The organism is Undibacterium sp. Ji42W (genome assembly GCF_049340405.1).
In the GTDB taxonomy this organism is placed as follows: Bacteria; Pseudomonadota; Gammaproteobacteria; order Burkholderiales; family Burkholderiaceae_D; genus Undibacterium.
Genome location: NZ_JBMPOV010000002.1, coordinates 214243 through 231936, shown reverse-complemented (window position 1 = coordinate 231936; position 17694 = coordinate 214243). Strand labels below are relative to the sequence as shown.

General features: G+C 51.3%; 12 protein-coding genes. 7 read left to right on the top strand and 5 right to left on the bottom strand.

Features of this window, described 5'->3' with window-relative positions:
• Window positions 1–31: 31 nt before the first annotated feature.
• Window positions 32–1693, bottom strand: a complete 1662-nt coding sequence (locus tag ACO0LG_RS04370; RefSeq protein WP_423023706.1) for an MFS transporter — start codon at window positions 1691–1693, stop codon at window positions 32–34.
• A gap of 75 nt (window positions 1694–1768) precedes the next feature.
• On the bottom strand, window positions 1769–2866 hold the full coding sequence (locus ACO0LG_RS04365; RefSeq protein ID WP_423023704.1) for a M24 family metallopeptidase: 1098 nt from the start codon (window positions 2864–2866) through the stop codon (window positions 1769–1771).
• Window positions 2867–2884: 18 nt separating this feature from the next.
• Between ACO0LG_RS04365 and ACO0LG_RS04360 the strand changes: the two genes are divergently transcribed.
• Window positions 2885–3112 carry a hypothetical protein gene (locus ACO0LG_RS04360; RefSeq protein WP_423023702.1) on the top strand — a complete coding sequence of 76 codons (228 nt, stop codon included), beginning with the start codon at window positions 2885–2887 and terminating at the stop codon, window positions 3110–3112.
• A gap of 302 nt (window positions 3113–3414) precedes the next feature.
• A complete protein-coding gene (locus tag ACO0LG_RS04355) occupies window positions 3415–6225 on the top strand; it encodes a TonB-dependent receptor (protein ID WP_423023700.1) in 2811 nt (936 codons plus the stop codon).
• A 54-nt stretch (window positions 6226–6279) separates the two neighbouring features.
• Here the strand turns inward: ACO0LG_RS04355 and ACO0LG_RS04350 are convergent, their stop codons facing one another.
• Window positions 6280–6786 carry a helix-turn-helix domain-containing protein gene (locus ACO0LG_RS04350; RefSeq protein ID WP_423023698.1) on the bottom strand — a complete coding sequence of 169 codons (507 nt, stop codon included), beginning with the start codon at window positions 6784–6786 and terminating at the stop codon, window positions 6280–6282.
• A 428-nt stretch (window positions 6787–7214) separates the two neighbouring features.
• On the opposite strand from ACO0LG_RS04350, the gene tagH reads away from it, so the two are divergent.
• From tagH to ACO0LG_RS04330, 4 genes are all read left to right on the top strand, one after another.
• The gene (gene tagH, locus ACO0LG_RS04345) at window positions 7215–8540 is read left to right on the top strand and encodes a type VI secretion system-associated FHA domain protein TagH (protein WP_423023696.1); all 1326 of its coding nucleotides are present in this window, start codon (window positions 7215–7217) and stop codon (window positions 8538–8540) included.
• 33 nt (window positions 8541–8573) lie between these two features.
• A complete protein-coding gene (locus ACO0LG_RS04340; protein ID WP_423023694.1) occupies window positions 8574–9338 on the top strand; it encodes a PP2C family protein-serine/threonine phosphatase in 765 nt (254 codons plus the stop codon).
• A 79-nt stretch (window positions 9339–9417) separates the two neighbouring features.
• Window positions 9418–11154 (top strand): protein kinase domain-containing protein, encoded by a 1737-nt coding sequence (locus ACO0LG_RS04335; RefSeq protein WP_423023692.1) that lies wholly within the window; start codon window positions 9418–9420, stop codon window positions 11152–11154.
• Between the two features lie 12 nt (window positions 11155–11166).
• Complete coding sequence (locus tag ACO0LG_RS04330; protein WP_423023690.1) at window positions 11167–11682, top strand: TssQ family T6SS-associated lipoprotein; 516 nt, start codon at window positions 11167–11169, stop codon at window positions 11680–11682.
• Window positions 11683–11795: 113 nt separating this feature from the next.
• Here the strand turns inward: ACO0LG_RS04330 and ACO0LG_RS04325 are convergent, their stop codons facing one another.
• Together ACO0LG_RS04325 and ACO0LG_RS04320 are read right to left on the bottom strand one after the other, a co-directional pair.
• Window positions 11796–13007, bottom strand: coding sequence for a M24 family metallopeptidase (locus tag ACO0LG_RS04325; protein ID WP_423023688.1), 1212 nt, complete (start codon window positions 13005–13007; stop codon window positions 11796–11798).
• Window positions 13008–13520: 513 nt separating this feature from the next.
• Window positions 13521–16292 carry a TonB-dependent receptor plug domain-containing protein gene (locus tag ACO0LG_RS04320; protein WP_423023686.1) on the bottom strand — a complete coding sequence of 924 codons (2772 nt, stop codon included), beginning with the start codon at window positions 16290–16292 and terminating at the stop codon, window positions 13521–13523.
• 429 nt (window positions 16293–16721) lie between these two features.
• On the opposite strand from ACO0LG_RS04320, the gene ACO0LG_RS04315 reads away from it, so the two are divergent.
• Window positions 16722–17636, top strand: a complete 915-nt coding sequence (locus ACO0LG_RS04315; RefSeq protein WP_423023684.1) for a collagenase — start codon at window positions 16722–16724, stop codon at window positions 17634–17636.
• Window positions 17637–17694: the final 58 nt, after the last annotated feature.

Genomic DNA, 17694 nt, shown 5'->3' with positions numbered 1-17694 from the left:
TAGCCTGCATGCGTGATTCAACGCATGCAGGCTATGTCGCCACCGCAAAGCCCTGCACAGCCTCCTTCAGCCGCACATTAAACACCAGCAGCGCAACAGAAGTAATAAGCCCTATCCCCCCAAACAAACTCCACATCAACATTGGTTGATGCATTTGCCGCGCCAGCACGGTATACGACCATCCCGACAAAAGCCCGGCAAACAAATTGCCGAGTGCCATCGAGACAAAGTAGTAACCCATGAACATCGCGGTTTTTCTTTTCGGTGCAATTGCTGCCACATATTCCTGACTCTTCGGTGAAGCGATCATCTCACCCAAAGCAAAGACAAACACAGCCATGCACACACTCGAGCCGCCAAACAACAAGGCATTTGACAGGCCCGCCATCCACAGGCTCAGGCTCAGCACCAGCGTGCCTATGACCAGCACAGGCAAGGCTTTCCAGCGCTGCACATAAGTGCTGATAGCAATTTGCAAGAGCACGACAGCACCAAAATCCAGGTTGACGATGTATTCAGGATTGACCTGACGGTAAACTTGGCTCCAGTCCGTGGCAAGTTGTGTAGCACTGATCTGGCCCGCATGCAAAGCCTGCAAGCCTGACTGCAGTTGTTCAAGTGGTGGCATGACTTTGTAGTTCACCAGTTCCAGTCGTAATTGTTCCAATAACTGGGGATCTGCATATGTCCCCAGCTTGGCAGCCAGGCCAGGCAAGACGGCCGTCAATTGTTCTACATTGACTGCTGCCAAAAAATTCAGTGCCGAGGGGCTGAATTTGCTTATCAGTAGTACCAGGTCGGTGGTATCGACAAAATCACGTATGTATAAAGGCAGGGTGATGAAGAGCTGGTTATAGATAGTCCAGAAGCCTGTCATGATGAGCAGGTAAATCACGAATTGTGCATTGCCTATGCGTATGCCTTGCTGGTACCAGTGCTGCTGGCTGCCAGATTTATTCAGCACACTCCAGATCAGGTTGATACCTATCCAGCCTGCCATGGCCATGAAATATTGTGCATAGCTGATGCCACCTTTGGCCGCCACCATGATGCCTATGATGGCTGGCACCACCAGCAAGGCAAGCCGGCCATTGCCCAGAACTTCCTGGGTTTCCCGTAATACCTGACGCAAGCCGCGCTGGTCTGTGCCGCCCTCATGATGATCGCCGTCCTTGTACAGAAAAATCGCTGGTATGAAATTCAGCAAGATCCAGAATGAAGACATCAGAAATACCATGTTCCAACTAATGGCACGCACATAACCAGCTACCAGTGGCCCCAGAAAACCACCAATATTCACCATGGTATAAAACACACCAAAACCCAGACCACGATTTGTGTCGTCGGTAGTGCGGCCTATGGTGCCAACTACCACCGGTTTGAAGCAGGCAGCACCGACAGCCACAGCCAGGAAGACGGCGCAGAAACTCCAGAAGCCATGTACCTGCCCCAGCAGGAAATAAGCCGGGCTCATGATGCTAAATGCGATTAGGAACATGCGCCGGTAACCATAACGGTCAGCCAGTGCACCAGTAATCACCGGCAGCAGGTATAGCAGGAAGGGGATCATGCCTTGCAAGAAACCGCGCTCCTGGTCATTCAAACCCAGTCCACCTTGTGAGACCGGGCTGGTCATATATAAAGAAGACAGCGTGAAAAAACCATACCAGGCCAGGCGTTCAAAAATTTCCATGCTGTTTGCGACATAGAAATTTTTATGGAAAGGACTGCGACCCGAAGAGAGTGGGGTAGAGGACATAAGTAGTTTTTAAATTTCCAGCTCAAAGAGCTTGGGCGCATGACTAATAAAGCTGTAGCCATCAGCGAGTACGACTACGTCATCTTCTATACGTACACCGCCATAGCCTGGAATATAGATGCCGGGTTCTATGGTGATGACGTAGTTGGTTTGTAAAGTGTCGTGGCAAACCGGGCTGATGAAAGGTTGTTCATGCAACTGTATGCCTACGCCATGACCCAGGCCAGTACTGGTATGGGAGGCAAATTCCGAGGCCTGTAAAACATTGCTGGCAGCAGCACTTACTGCAGTGGCGATTTGACCAGCATGCAGACTATCCAGTGCTGCCTGTTGCGCGCGTTGCACGGTATCGAATATATTTCTTTGTTGTGCATTGGCCTTGCCTGCGACGAAGCTGCGTGTCATGTCCGAGCGGTAGCCGTTAATCACTGCGCCAAAATCGATGACGATGAGGTTACCTTCAGCCAGAGCCCTGGACGAGGGAATGCAATGCGGCAGGGCAGAACGCGGGCCAAATCCGACTATGCTTGGGAACGACAGACCTTCTGATCCCAGTTGTTGCATGCGGTATTCAAGTTCCAGTGCAAAGGCGCGCTCGCTGATGCCAGGTTTTATTAATGGCAAACTGTCTTGCAGGGCCTGGTCGGCAATTGCTGCTGCTTTACGGATTTGCGCAATCTCCCATTCGTCCTTGGTCTTGCGCAGATCTTCTGCCAGACCTGCGCTGGCCGTATAGATAATGCCATTTAATTCTTGCACTATGCCTGCCCACACCTGCGTATTAATATGTGCAGCTTCAAACAATAGCCGGGTGATACCTTGGGCATCCAGCACTTGCCGTATCGCCTGTCCCAGGCTTTGCTGATCCCGGTCACGGCATTTTAGATGGCAGTCAAAGCACTCTTCTTTTGCCTGTTCCATAAACCGATAATCGGTAATCAAAAAGACCTTCTCCAGCGTGACGATGCCATAAGCCGCTTCGCCAGAATAATTAGTGAGATAACGCAGATTATCCAGGGAAAAAACCAGCAAGGCTTGCCGATCTTCGCTAAGCATGCGCTTGCGCAGTTCGCTGAGTCTTTGTTCAAATTCAGCTTTTATAAGCATGCATATGCCCCAGATCAAATGCGTGAGCTTAAAGAGCATATGGTTCACTGTCTTGACGTTTTTGCTGTGCTCACGCAGGGAAATTGGCACAGTAAAAACGATATTCATCTGCTCAAGATATGTGCAAATTTTCATGTATATTTAAAATATATTTATGATATATTAAAAAATGACATGGATAGATTCATGAAAAATGAATGGCTAGGTAGCGTTAAGAAACGGGACAAAGAAGCAGGGCCAGCTTGATAAAAGCATGCAGGGAAATGACTGAACTGTAGATTTTTATTTGGAGTAAGACCATCCCTTTTCATGTTAGCCCTGGCATTTCACAGCATCACCTGAACAAGCACGCAGTTTGAGATCCAGACGGTGTGTGCTGTACATCAGCTAATTCACATAATGGATTAGGGAAAACGGAAAAGCCACAACTTGCCGTGTGCTCAGGCAAGCCTGCAAGCATGTTTCAATTTATATGAAATATCCAAATCAGCAAGCAAGACAGCAAGCAAAAAAATCAAGAAATATTATCCAGATCCGGAGCAGACAAAATGAAAGAAAAAGTATTATCCCATTCACTGAGACTGATGTTCGCCAGCGGACTAGGCTTGAGTATTGTCGCGGGTGCCAGCCAGGCGCAAGATACGATTGCACCTATGCAGCGTGTGGAAGTGACAGGTTCATCCATCAAGCGCATTAATCAGGAAACGGCCTTGCCAGTGCAGACCTTGTCACGCGCTGACATAGAAAAAAGTGGCGCAACCAATGTAGAAAGCCTGATCGCCGCCCTGCCCAGCATGCAGGGTTTTGCTACTGCCAATCAGACCATCAATGGCGGTGGCGGCGGTTTGCAGACTGCGTCTATACATAATATTGGTGCGGCATATACTCTGGTCTTGTTGAATGGCCACAGGCTGGCTTCATATGGTGCAGGCAGTACCGTTAACCTGGCAAGTATTCCCTTGTCCGCGGTTGAGCGAGTAGAAATTCTGACTGATGGTGCTTCAACCCTGTACGGGTCTGACGCGATTGCTGGTGTCGTTAACTTTATCTTGCGGAAAAATCAAACGGATGCTGCCGTTGATTTCAGTTATACCCGTCCGCAAGAGTCCGGTGGAAAATCATATCGCATTGGAATTTCAAAAGGCTTTGGTGATCTCGAAAAAGATGGCTACAACGTTTTGCTGTCGTACAGCCATGATGAGCAGAGCATGCTCAATGCCAATCAACGTTCGTTTGCTGATACCGGTGTCAGAAGATTTTCAGCCAATGGAAAAAACTATGCGACCTGGTTTTTATCAGACAATTCCAGCCCCGCAATCGCACAATTGAATTTTAAGAGCGGTGCTGACCCCATCCTGTTTTCTCCCAATTATTTGAAAGACAAAGTCTGTGGGGCCAACACCTTTCAGGTAGAAAACCGCTGTCGCTACGATTATGCATCTACCGTGCAATTGATCCCGGAATCAAAACGCGACAGCCTGTTTTCTTCACTGAACTATAAGCTTAATAGCGACAGCACTATTTTTGCTGAAGCAGTGGTATCCAAATTCAAGCAAACCGGCCGCTATGCGGCGGCTGCACAACCCTTGAACCTGGGGCTGGACAGCCCCTTGTTCGCCAAATACGTGACACCATACCTGGCGGGTCTGGGTGTCAATCCGGCTGATCTTGATTCAGCAAGGATGCGTCTGCGCATATCTGATGCAGGTGGCCGCAATACTGCCTACACCACGGAAGCACAACATCTGGTGCTGGGTGCAGAAGGCAACGCCTTTGGATTTGACTATAACCTGTCTTACACACATTCCATCTCCAAACGCAGCCGTGATTTCGCCGGTGGGTTTTTGAGCAAGGACAAGTTTTATGCAATAGTCGATAGTGGCCAATATGATCCTTTTGCACCTGCCGGTTCTTCTGCTGCGATTTTAGCACCTGCTGTCTTGCATGAAAACTGGTCAAGCTCCAAGAGTACACTGGATGTATTTAGCCTGCGTGGTTCGCGTGAGCTGTTTGCGATAGGCAGCGGTAAATCGCAACTGGGCCTGGGTGTGGATTTCAGCAAGCAACGCTATGACTACTTTGCCACGCCTATAGGCATGGGCACCAATGCGCTGCAACCAAATTATACCGATGCCCCTTTGGGGGATTCTCCTGGTGATTTGCCGATTGCGGCCAGCCGCAAAAACTGGGGTAGCTTTGCCGAACTCTTGCTCCCAATCAGCAAGCAATTCGATGTGACTGCCGCCTTGCGCTACGATGATTACAGCGCCGTCACCAATACTGCCAATTTTGATGAACAGGGCAAGCCCATCGCCTCTGCCACGCAGGGTAACAAGGCTGACAAGCTGACTTACAAACTGTCTGCTGCTTACCGCGCATTTGATAATCTCTTGTTGCGTGCTTCGTATGGCACGGGTTTCAAGATGGCCAGCATGAGCGATATCACTTCGCCACTGACACACAGCGGCAATACCGGCGGCACTTACCCTTGCCCTGTCAAGTCACCTGATCCGCGTGCTGTGAATTGCATGGGATCTACCCAGTATGACGTGTTGACTGGTGGTAACCGCCTGACGGGTGAAAACGGTTTGAAGCCAGAAGAATCCAAACAAGCCAGCATGGGCATACGCATAGAACCCACATCCAGCCTCTCTCTGGGTCTGGACCTGTGGGATGTCAAGATGGCAAACCAGATTGCGCAATTGCCGGAAGCGATCGTCTTTGGTCACCCCGAGCGTTATCAAAACCTGTTTTCGACTTTCTATGAACCAGGCCAGGGCGGCAATATCCTGGTGGGAACCCTGCCTTCCTACAATATCGCCAATGCGCATTATCGCGGCATAGACTGGGACCATAGCTTCAAGACAGCGACGCCCTTGGGCAAGCTGGCTTTGAACTGGACCGGCACTTATATGCTGATGTCTGACTTTGATATTCCAGGTAGCCCGACGGTGCACAGTGTTGGTCGTTATGATGAAAACAACGCGGTGGCTTTCCGTGTCATCAGCAGACTGGTGGCGACGCTGAAGACGTCAGATATCTTCACCCATGCACTGACGATGAATTATCGCTCCGGTTATCACGATGCCTCGGCCTCTGTGCGTGAAGTGAATGCGAACGGCAGTTTTGGCGACTTTGTCACGGTCAAGCGCGATGTTGCGTCTTACACCACATTCGACTGGCAGACCCGGGCGCAATTGCGCAAGAACCTGGCATTGACTGTGGGCGTGCGCAATCTGTTCAATGTCAACCCGCCTTTGTCACTTAAAGAGGGCAATGGTGACCAGGTTGGTTACGATGGCCGTTATACCGATGCGCTGGGCAGGACTTTTTACCTGACCGGTTCGTATAACTTCTGATCAGGCTTAACTAATCCCTACCCTGAAGAATAGTTTGAGATAAGCAGGGTACGGTTAGTGCTGTAAATTGAAATAGGCGTAAGCCAGGGCTGCCGCAATAAACAGGCAGATATAAATACCCAATGCATAACCCTGGTTTTGCGTGGGGCTGCCAGGGCGGCGGGATTTATCTGTGTTCGCTGCTGCTTGCCGTTTTTTGTCCGTATCTACTGCCGTCAAGGCCAGGATAGGTTCGGGATCGAGTTTGACCAGCTTCGCATAGGCGCGTGTGAAGCCTTTGACTATCGCCGCCTCCGGCAGGGCGGGATAGTCGTCTTTTTCCAGCGCGATGATCTGACGCGGTGCCAATTTCAGTTGCGCTGCCACCTGTTCAATGGACCAGCCCAGGGCTGTGCGGCCAGCCGCCAATTGGGCACCGGGTGAGTTGGCCAGCCTTTGCGCCTCGGCCTCAATCAAATCGGTGGCAATTGGCTGACCCAAACGGGATTCAATCAATTCCTGATAATGAAATGTCCCCGTAACTTCTGACAGAGCAGGCTGACTATGCTCAGTATCTTTCATTACCATTGCCTCATATATAACAATCGTCCTTAAGCGCCACCATTTTGTCAATGGCAGCATACTATAACAGCAATAAAAAGCAGATCATGCTTAAGCTTGCACGGCGGCATCCAAGGTATTTGCCAAGTCTGGAAACCGATATTTAATTGATATCAAGTGTCGTACTTTGTCGCAATGTAAGCTGCAAACAGTAAAACTTGGCCTCCCCGAGTCGCCGATTTGATGATAATCGGGTAAGCTGCGAGTTCATGTTGACATGGCAAGATATTAACTTGGTGGTCATTGCGGCAAATAATCATGCATTTGCGCATTACGGCCATTCATGTTGCCAGGTTCAGCATAAAAAGCACTGTCGTAAGATTATCTCAAACTGCCTGTTCAGGATACTTATTTTATAGGCGATACAAAATGGTTTTGGAGTGCCACTAATGATTAAAATTGCCGTTGTTTCATACAATAACGAAGCACCAGCCGATCCGGTTTCTGCTGTATTCGGCCCGGAACCAGCTACGATGGGACGAAATGTAGAAAATTTCCTCGCACTGCCAGACCCCAAACACTTTGTTTCCCGTACCCAGGCCAATATCTGGAGTACCGGTAGCCGGCACTTTATCCATAACCTCAGCCTCGCCAATCCTGTTTCTATCAATGGAAAGGAAATAGTGGCAGAAACTGATGTTGAATTTCAGGCAGGGGACCAGCTGCAGGTAGGCTTGTATGTATTGCGTGCCGAAGCCGTAGAACATGCCGGAGAACATGCAAAAGAAGAGCAAGCAGTTGAAACTGCCGCTGATACCGTGCTTGGTGAAGCGCAGGCGCAGGACGAAACTGTCGTTGAAGTGCACAGCGATGAAGTAAGCGCAAATGACCAGGCCGACGCCTTGCCTGCCAGCCCCGCGGTGACACGTTTGCCTTCAGGCAAAGACATTCCCCCTGCGCAGCCGCCACAATTCCTGTTGCGTCCGGAAGTAGCCAGTGCGCCAGCAGATGTTGCTGGTACGGACAGCAAGCCCCTGGCTCAGGCTGAAGCTGTAGTTGTTGATGCCGAGCCTGTGCAAGCAAGTGCTGTGAAAGCTGAAGTTGCCAAACCTGTAAGTGCATCCGGTACGACAAATGCTACTTATGCTACTGCGGCCACATCCAGCCATGCCGCAGGCAACGCCAATGAACTCATGCAAGCCTTTTTGCAGGGCGCAGGTTTGCAGCAATTGAACCTCGCTTCTGGCCTGACAGTAGAATTGATGGAAACCCTGGGCAAATTCATGGCAACTTCAGTGCAAGGCGCGATGGAGGAGCTGTCCCAGCGCGCGCTGCTCAAGCGTGAAGTGAAAGCAGAAGTAACCATGGTTGTCTTAAGGGAAAACAATCCCTTAAAATTTTTCCCTGACAGTAAAACCGTGCTGACCCAGATGCTGCGTAAAAAGATGCCAGGCTTTATGGCACCGGCTGAGGCGATGGAAGATGCCTTTTTTGACATACGGACTCACCAGATGGGCGTAGCCGCAGGTACCCGCGCAGTGACCGATGCCATCCTGAAGACCTTGCAACCTGGTCATGTGGAAGCGCAACTGGGTACGCCTGGCCTGATGGACCAGATCAACCCTGGACGTCGCAAGGCTGCCATGTGGGATCAGTTTAATGTTTTGTACGAGGGTATTGCATCAGGCAAAAAGGATGAATTTCAGACAATGTTTGGCAAGGAGTTTTTGCTTGCCTATGAAAAAGAAGTAGAAAAAGCAGAGTCAAACCGCTAGTTTTTTGTGCATAACCCTAACTTAAGCATAGCCATGCGTCTGGACATTGCACAAATTACTGCCATCGGTACCCGGGAAACCAATGAAGATGCGCTGGCATGGGCAAATGAGGACGAACTTGCCTGTTTTGTGCTGGCTGACGGCACTGGTGGCCATTCTGGTGGTGAAATTGCGGCCAGGCTGGCGATTGATGCTGTCATAGAAAAATTTGTGCGTGAAGCCTCGTTCAGTTCCCGGGCCTTGCGCTCTTATCTGGACTGGGCCATCCTGAAAGTGGCACAAAGCAAGCGCGATCATCTTAGCCAGCGGCATATGAGCACCACCATCGCCGCTATATTGATAGACCAGACCAACCGTTGCGCCTTGTGGGCGCACATGGGAGACACCAGGGTTTATCAGTTTCGCCAGGGGCGGCTCAAGGCAGTCTCGAAAGACCATAGCCAGGCCCAGCGCCTGGTCGATGCCGGCATGGCCGATTACTCGCGCATACGCCAGCATCCCCATCGCAACCGTTTGTTTGCAGCCATCGGTGCAGAAGGCGATAGCACCCCCGAAGTGACGGCAGATGCCCTAGAATTACGTCATGGCGATGCTTTTCTCATGTGTACAGACGGCTTTTGGGAGTGGGTACTTGAGCATGAAATGGAATTTTGCCTGGCAACGACCAACAGTAGTGAGGCATGGTTGAGTAAAATGAATGCCATTGCAGAAAAAAATATTAGTACGTCAAAGGCAATTAACAGGGATAATTTCTCGGCTTTTGCAATTTGTCTGCATGATGAGCAGGTAAAACGCTGAATTAACCCGAACTGGAAGCCGCGAATGTGATCGACACATGGCTTCTGCTTCTATAAAGAAACTAAGATCCGAGTCAGCCTTGAACACAGAAAAAGTACTCGCCGCTGCAGCACCAACTGCATTCCATGCAGGTACCGAGAATTGTCTCGCTGTCGGCACGCGGCTAAATGACTTTGAAATCACCGGGGTATTGGGTGAGGGTGGCTTTGGTATTGTGTATCTGGCCTTCGACCATTCCCTGCAGCGTACAGTTGCCATCAAGGAATACATGCCGGGGTCCCTGGCCGGGCGTTCTGCCGATACCAGCGTGACTGTCAGGTCAGAGCGGCACAAGGCTACCTTTGAGGCTGGCTTGAAGAGCTTTATCAATGAAGCGCGTTTGCTGGCCCAATTTGACCACCCCTCGCTGGTCAAGGTGTACCGTTTCTGGGAAGAAAACAAGACTGCTTACATGGTCATGCGCCATTACGATGGCCATACCCTCAAGCAAATCGTCAATAAACGCCCCAAGCTGGTGACCGAGGCCTGGTTGCGGTTTATCTTCAAGCAGATACTGGAAGCACTCGATACCCTGTACCGTTCTAAGATACTGCACAGGGATATTTCACCTGACAATATCATCGTACAAAAGAATGGCGTAGCGGTTTTGCTGGATTTTGGCTCTGCCCGCCAGATCATTGGTGACATGACGCAAGGCATGACGGTCATCCTCAAGCCCGGTTATGCACCGATAGAACAATATGCCGACGACGTAGAAATGCCCCAGGGCTCATGGACAGACATCTATGCCCTGGCTGCGGTCATGTACTTTGCGATCATGAAATCACCGCCGCCGATATCAGTGGGCCGGGTCGTCAAAGATACCATGCTGCCCCTGCAGGATGGCGAGCATGCAGGTTTCAGTGCCAAGTTCCTCAAAGGCATAGACCATGCGCTGGCAATACAGCCGCAAGACCGCCCGCAAAGCATGGATGAATTCCGTCAGTTGCTGGGCATTAGTTCGTTTGCATCTGTGCGCAAAGCGCGCAAGGGTAGGGAGGAGCATACAGCAGGCATGGCAGAGGGACAGGAGCATGTGCATGCCTTGCCCGTCAAGGATACCTCAGCCGTTAAAACACACAGGCCGGAAGCCAGAACTGCAGAAGGTGCGGCAGCAGTGCCAGCAAAGTCCAGCAAGCTTTTAATGCCCCTGCTGGCGCTAGCCGCCGCATTGGTCGTAGTGATCGCTTATCTGGCCAGTCGTCAAGGGGCCAACAAGCCCGGGCAAACCTTGCTTGCTGCTCCAAGCCCTGCTTCCATTGCTGCATCAACAGCGCAGTCAGTGCCCACTCCGGCATCTGTGGCCGTAGCAGTGGCCGCAACAGCACCGGCTGAAAAAACTGCGACGGCGGCCAGCAATGTCGCGGCCGCACCTGCGAGCGTGGCAGAAGCTGCCGACAAACCAGATCCGGAAAAACTGGCATGGGACAAGCTCAAGGACGATAATACAGTGACGCCTGAGGCTTTGAACGCCTACTTGCAGCAATATCCGCAAGGCAAATTTACCGAGGCTGCACAGGCACGCCTCAAAGAAGTCAAGGCAGCCAAGGCTGCGGCGGCCAGCAAGCTTAACCTCAAGCTGGCCATCAAGCCCTGGGGCACGGTTTTTGTGGATGGTGTACAGCAAGGGGCCAGTCCGCCTCTCAAGCATTTAAGTCTGGCTGCAGGCAAGCATAAGATCAGAGTGACTAACCCTGGCTTCCCCGATTTTATTACCGAAGTCGAAGCCGGAAAAACCACTACTGCAACCATAGAACATGAGTTCACGAATAAGTAAAGTGTAATAAAAATGAATAAATTAGCCCAAACGCTGTCTGTGGCTGGCCTGATGGTGGCATGTGTCCTCCTGCAAGGCTGTGAAACGGCGCCCAAGCAGGCTCCGGCTCCCAAGCCTGTAGTGAAGCCAAAAGAACCGCCACCACCGCCGCCACCACCTCCTGTCGAGCCCACGGTTCCTGCGCTGAGTCCGGACGCGCAGGCATTGAAAGATGGTACGGTCCTGTACGACGGTGGTGACTACAATGGCGCCATTAAAAGACTGGGCGGCAATGAAATCTGGAGCGGTCATAACAAGGATGTGCAACTGGGCGCACTCAAGATCATGGCCTTCAGTTACTGCGTGACTTCCCGCACGCAATTGTGCCGACAGCAATTTGACAAGGCCCTGAAGCTGGATCCGACTTTCAATCTGTCAGCCGCTGAAATTGGTCATCCTGTCTGGGGACCGGTATTCCTCAAATCCAAGAATGCAGTCAAAACACCAACCCCTGCCAAGAAAAAAGAAAGTACCGCCGTTAGCAAGTAAGTTAGTACTAAGTGAGCAGATAAGTAAGCAGATAAGTAAGCAGATAAGTAAGCAGATAAGTGAGTAAATAAGTGAATAAATACTACCGGCAAGGAAGATGCCGGTAGCAGATATCAATTATGGCCAAACGGCGTATCAACTGCGTGGCTTTGGCCCGTGAACCAGCGTGGCCCTTGTTCGGTCATGTAGAAATGATCTTCCAGGCGTATGCCAAATTCGCCTTCTATGCAAATCATGGGTTCATTGCTAAAACACATGCCAGCCGCCAGCGGGCGCTGATTACCCTTGACCAGGTAAGTCCATTCATGGATGTCCAGGCCTATGCCATGGCCGGTACGGTGTGGCAGGCCAGGTAACTGATAATCTGGGCCAAAACCAGCTGCGGCCAATACCTTCCTCGCTGCCGCATCCACCTGTTCGCAAGGCACACCTGGCTGTGCCGCATCAAATGCGGCTGCCTGCGCGGCTTTCTCCAGTTCCCAGATATCACGCTGGCGCTGGCTGGGTGGGCCAAACACATAGCTGCGGGTAATGTCCGAGTTATAGCCATGCAGCTTGCAGCCGGTATCAATCAGTACCATGTCACCTTCACGCAGGAACTGCTCGGCATCCGGGCCATGTGGCATGGCAGTGGCTTCCCCAAAGCTGACAATACAAAATGTTGATGGGCTGCCGCCATAAGCGCGGTGTGCCTGGTCAATGAAGCGGGCAACTTCAAAAGAAGAAATCCCTTCATGCAAAATCTTCGCTGCCTTTTTTTGCACTTCCAGCGTCAGGTTCTTTACCTGTTGCATGATGGCCAATTCGGCAGCTGATTTGTGCATGCGGCACTCTGCCGTGATGCTGCTGGCATTGATGATCTGTGCCAGCGGCAAGGCGCGGCGCAATCCGTCGAAAATAAAAAAGGCGGCATTTTCATCAAGTGCGATGGTAGTACTTTTATAGCCGGAATCTTGCAGGAATGTTTTGATCAGCAGGCAAGGATCATTTTCTTCTTGCCACAGGCGGATATCAGCATCTGCACCCAGAGTTTCACGCAGTTTGGACTCTTCGAAATAGGGGCAGATATAAGTCAGCTTCGCATCTGACGTCAGTATTACTGCCGTCAGGCGTTCGCTGGGATACCAGCGCAGGCCAGTAAAATAATACAGGCTGCTGCCAGCAGGCAGGATCATGGCATCCACGCCATTTTGCTGCATCAGCCTGGCGGCTTTTTCTACCCTGGCCTGGCGTTCAGCCGCGCTGATAGGGCTGACATCGCTGAAGTCTGTCTGGATGCTGGCTAATTCTAGGGCTGCTGTGGAACCGCCTATGCCTGATGTCATGCTGGAACTCCGGTGTGGGTGTTGATGGATGCGGGGGAGGATAGTATAAAGCGGGGGCTTGGGTCTTGATGGTTTGTGTTTGTGGTTTTGACGAAATCGGCATAGTGATGGAATTTGCCAATTCCGCCGCGTGATAATCAGCCGTGTCCATATTTACGTCATTCCAGCATGGGGTTAGCTGGAATCCAGCGGCGTTCGTGGCATACTGTAATGCGAATTAATTTCAGATCCATCGTAATTGCGTGCCTGTTTTCTTAATATCCTCGTGCGTAATTTAAGATTGCCGGTCGGGGGTAGCCCGACAGCTACATACCTTTCTTGCGTCGCCAAGAAAGGTCCGACACATGGGAACTGCGGAAGGTCAAAATCAACTGCAACTGCAACTGCAAAGCAACTGCAAAGCAACTGCAAAGCAACTGCAAAGTCAAAGGCAACCACAACTTCAAAACCGGTTTGATTTACCTGTCTTGACTTTGATCTGATTGCCTTTGATTCTTCTTTTAAATTTCCGCCTTAAAACTTATGCTCCAACGACAATTTCAACACACGTCCACGCAAAGGCAATGGGCTGCCCGGACGCATTTGCATGACGGTGTCGCGGTTGAAGGCGTTGAACAGGTTCATGGTCAGCAGCGTGTTTTTCCAGCCTTTGTAATTGAGCGAAAAATCTACTGTCGTGTCGGCAGCAACCTTGCACTGATCGACGGCGACGCCACGGTCTATGCAACCTTGCTCAGTGTTGGCACTGTCGAGGTCGCCCCAGCTTAATGTGGTGCCGCTGGTGTAGTAGATGCGGGTGCCTGCGTTCCAGTCGCCGTTGGCCCAGCCGAGTTTGGCGATGGCGCGGATTTTTGGTACGCCACGTCGGCCTACATAGTTTTCGCTATAGTCATTGGTGAAGGAACTCCAGCTACGATAATCAGTCTGGTAATTCATTTCCAGACCGGTACTGAGTTTGCCTGCACCACCCAGATTCCATTTGCTGTTGACATCAACATCAACACCGGCAACTTTGGTCTTGGTCAGGTTTGCATATTGCGCACCGATGGTGGCGATAGGGCCGATGGCGAAGCCCAGGGGTTTGCCTGCCAGCTCGGATGCGCGCTGGGCCAGCTCTATGTCCTGGGTTGTCATGACGCCGCGTTCCACCAGACCGGCTTTTTTATCTTCATTCGCCAGGGTTTCATCGACACCGAGTACGGAAATTTCATCGCGGCGCTTGATGTTGTAATAGTCGATGGTGATGCTGGTGTCTTTGCTCGCTTGCAAGACCAGGCCGAGTGTGAAGCTGTTGGATTTTTCTGGTTTCAAATCCTTGTTGGGCAAGACGCGCGCCGGGAAGCTGACTGAGCAGCCGAGGTTATAAGCAACACTGGCATTCGCCTGATCAATGGCGTTGCCTTTTTTCAGGGCATCAGACATTTGTGTCGCCATGGCGCAGCGTTTGGGATCGAGGTAGCCATTGTTGAACCAGGATGCGCCGCCATTGCCTGTCTCTGGCAAGCTCGGAGCACGGAAGCCTTCTGCGGCTGTACCGCGCAACATCAGGAAATCCGTGGCTTTGTACGACAGTCCCAGTTTTGGAACTACCGCTGCTTCTGTGGTACCGGATTTGTCGGCGCGCAGGGCGAAACTGCCCTCCAGTTGCTTGGTGAAAGGTGCATTTAATTCAGCAAATGCGGCGCCGACATTGCGTGAGCCTTGTATGGAGACACCGCTGAACTGGACGATTTGCGCATTCAATACGTTGTCGCTGCTGGCCTGTTCAAAAGTTTCGTGACGCAGGTCGAAGCCGGTGGCCAGTTGCAGGGGGCCGCCACCCAGGGCCATCAATTCACGCGAGGCCTTGAAGTCCAAAAAGGTTTGGGTGGAGGTGCCGTGTGAACCCATTTCCGGGAACATCTTGTCGAGCACGGATTGTGGATTGACTGCGCCAAATTTGTATTCACCCTTGACGATGGCATCGTAGTAGCCATAGCGGTCACGGTACAGGTGCTGCTTCTGGGTTGCGGTAGAACTCATGCGGCCTATCGCACCATCCCATTCCCAACCCATGTGCGTGCCTTCCAGACCGACCAGCACGCGGTATTGCTTCGCTTCACCCACGTTCTTGAACATCTCGGGATTATCGGCAAAACGGTAGTTCAAGCCGACTGGGAAAGAATAAGGATTGAAAGCGTGACCAACTGGTAATTGCGGGTCGGTGAAATACTGCATCTGCCCCTTGATGGAGTCATACCAGGTCAGTGGCACGCCGGTGATATTTGAGCGAGGGACGGAGGTGTAGTAAGTACTCTTGGTATTCGAGAAATTGACTTCGGCGAAACCGGTCAGGTTGTCGCCCAGTTTTTTTCTACCCATGCTGAAGAAGGCAATGCGGTCAGCAGCAGGATTGGCGTCGCTGTCTTTCCAGTAGTCATAGCGGCACAGACCACCAACCAGCAATTCCGGTGCGCACCCTGGGGCAGCAGTCGTAAACGATTTTCCCGCGAGACTTGCGTCTGCATAATTAGCTGGATAACGCCCGGTATAGTTGCCGGGGTAGGAGCCAGTTGACAGGGTGGCGCGATCCGGATTCATTTTCAGGTACCAGTCTGGCAGTTGCGGAAAGATGTCGCGGTCTTTGTAAGCGCCACGGTGATAAGCTTCCAGGTGACCAAAGACATTGTAGCCATCTTTCTCCATGTCGCCAGCGCCCAAGGTGATGGAAGCCGTCTGGGATTTGTTCAGCATGCTGTTACGCAGCGATTGCTGGGCACTGGCATTCAGGGTCACGCCCTTGAAGTCTTTGCGGGTGATAATGTTGATGACACCTGCCACAGCATCGGAGCCGTATATCGCCGAGGCACCATCCTTGAGAATTTCTATGCGTTCTATCGCATTCGCTGGTATCGCATCGATATTCACGAAGGTAGCCTGCAAGCCATCAGCAAAGCCATAGCTGGGCAGGCGGCGGCCATTCAGCAAGGTCAGTGTTGCAGACAAACCGAGGTTGCGCAGCGATACACCAGATGCACCACTGGCCCAGGAGTTGGCGCCACCGAGGTCGCTGATGGCACTGCGGTCATTATTGCTAAGATTGTCGAGGATGTCCTTGACGGTATTGGCACCGCTGTCCATGATTTCCTGGCGGGTCAGGACTTGTACTGGCGACGCAGTTTCGCTGTCCAGGCGTTTGATATTCGAACCGGTCACGATCACTTTTTGTACCGGTGCAGCATCTTGCGCATAGCTGCCTTGTAGTCCGATCAATGCCAGGGAAATGGCCAGTGCGGATTTTTTCATATTGGGTAAAGTTTTCAACATATGCTCCATAGTTTTGAGGTCGCCCTCTGTCTCACTATTCAATCCCTCGAATGAACAGCCATTTCCAATTCACTTTGCATTTGCATGTGCATGGATATCTTCCGGGTCTGGTTCCTGCCTTTTTATGACAGGGCAAGGCCAGCCTTCTCTTTATTTGGTACCAGCTCGTGTCCGGGTTTTCACGCTGCTTTTCCTCTGGCAGCAGTGGAGTTTGCCAAGGGCATGCGCAGGCCATTTGCCACCAGAATCAGGACAGGAAAAAAGAAATCTGGATTCTGGCGGGACTCAAATGTACCAATATAAATATATTTAAGGTATATTTATAAAATATTTGCGGCGTATTTACAACGCGCTGATATCAAGATGTAATCTTGTTTTGCAGCAAAGAAATGGAAAAAGGAGACGGAGTTGAAATTCAGAAACAATGGGATGTTGGTCTTGCCTTTGCTGGCTTTGGGCCTGGTCGCTTGCAGCAGTAATCCGCAGCAGGTACGAGAGACGCGTGAACTTGCGCGTGACCAGGAAATACAAAAAGTACTGACGCATATACATCAGTGCAGCCCTACACTGAGCCTGCGTTCACAGGCGCTGACGCCGGAAGATGAGCGCAAGTCTTGCGAGATGCTGGGTGCGCTTGAACAACAGTTCCATGGAATTTTCGGGACCGCAGGCAAGCCGGTAAAGGATGATCATAACGGCAGCCTCAGAGCCAATATCTACCAGTCCAAAGAAGACTTCGTCAAATACGCGACCCAGCATTTTGATATGCCGACCAATAACGGTGGCATGTATCTGGAGGGTTATCCTGAGCGGCCAGGTAACCAGGCCGAGTTTGTTGCGAACCAGAAAAAAGATGGCAGCGTGCTTAATCTCGGCCATGAATATGTGCATTACCTAGACGGACGATTCAATCTGTATGGCGACTTTTGCGCGAATCTGCATGACTCGCATGCACCACCAGAAAACTGCGCCAAGCCTGCGCCACTGACACCTTATCTGGTGTGGTGGACGGAAGGCATTGCTGAGTATGTTTCCAAGGGCAAGGATAACCTGGCTGCCATCAAGGTCGCAGGAGAAAAGACTTACGCACTAAGCCAGTTATTCGACACAGGCTATGAAAACAATAATGGCACTGGCAGGATATATGGCTGGGGTTACCTCGCTGTGCGTTTCATGATGGAAAAACATAGGCCAGAGATAGAGCAAATGTTGATATTTACCCGTAGTGGTGATTACCCACGCTATCAATCCCTGGTCAGGTCATGGGGCACGGGCATGGATAAAGAGTTTGCAGCCTGGCTCGATAGTGTGAACAAGGCGTAGTGAGCTATTACAGTTCACCAGCCGCAAAAAAATGAAGCCGGGCACCCGCGCCCTGCTT

Excerpts from the sequence above, each read along its gene's own strand:
- tagH (WP_423023696.1), top strand. The coding sequence starts at position 7,215 with ATGATTAAAATTGCCGTTGTTTCATACAATAACGAAGCACCAGCCGAT.
- ACO0LG_RS04325 (WP_423023688.1), bottom strand. The coding sequence starts at position 13,007 with ATGACATCAGGCATAGGCGGTTCCACAGCAGCCCTAGAATTAGCCAGC.
- ACO0LG_RS04350 (WP_423023698.1), bottom strand. The coding sequence starts at position 6,786 with ATGAAAGATACTGAGCATAGTCAGCCTGCTCTGTCAGAAGTTACGGGG.
- ACO0LG_RS04370 (WP_423023706.1), bottom strand. The coding sequence starts at position 1,693 with ATGGAAATTTTTGAACGCCTGGCCTGGTATGGTTTTTTCACGCTGTCT.
- ACO0LG_RS04360 (WP_423023702.1), top strand. The coding sequence starts at position 2,885 with ATGCGTGAGCTTAAAGAGCATATGGTTCACTGTCTTGACGTTTTTGCT.
- ACO0LG_RS04365 (WP_423023704.1), bottom strand. The coding sequence starts at position 2,866 with ATGCTTATAAAAGCTGAATTTGAACAAAGACTCAGCGAACTGCGCAAG.
- ACO0LG_RS04340 (WP_423023694.1), top strand. The coding sequence starts at position 8,574 with ATGCGTCTGGACATTGCACAAATTACTGCCATCGGTACCCGGGAAACC.
- ACO0LG_RS04330 (WP_423023690.1), top strand. The coding sequence starts at position 11,167 with ATGAATAAATTAGCCCAAACGCTGTCTGTGGCTGGCCTGATGGTGGCA.
- ACO0LG_RS04320 (WP_423023686.1), bottom strand. The coding sequence starts at position 16,292 with ATGAAAAAATCCGCACTGGCCATTTCCCTGGCATTGATCGGACTACAA.
- ACO0LG_RS04355 (WP_423023700.1), top strand. The coding sequence starts at position 3,415 with ATGAAAGAAAAAGTATTATCCCATTCACTGAGACTGATGTTCGCCAGC.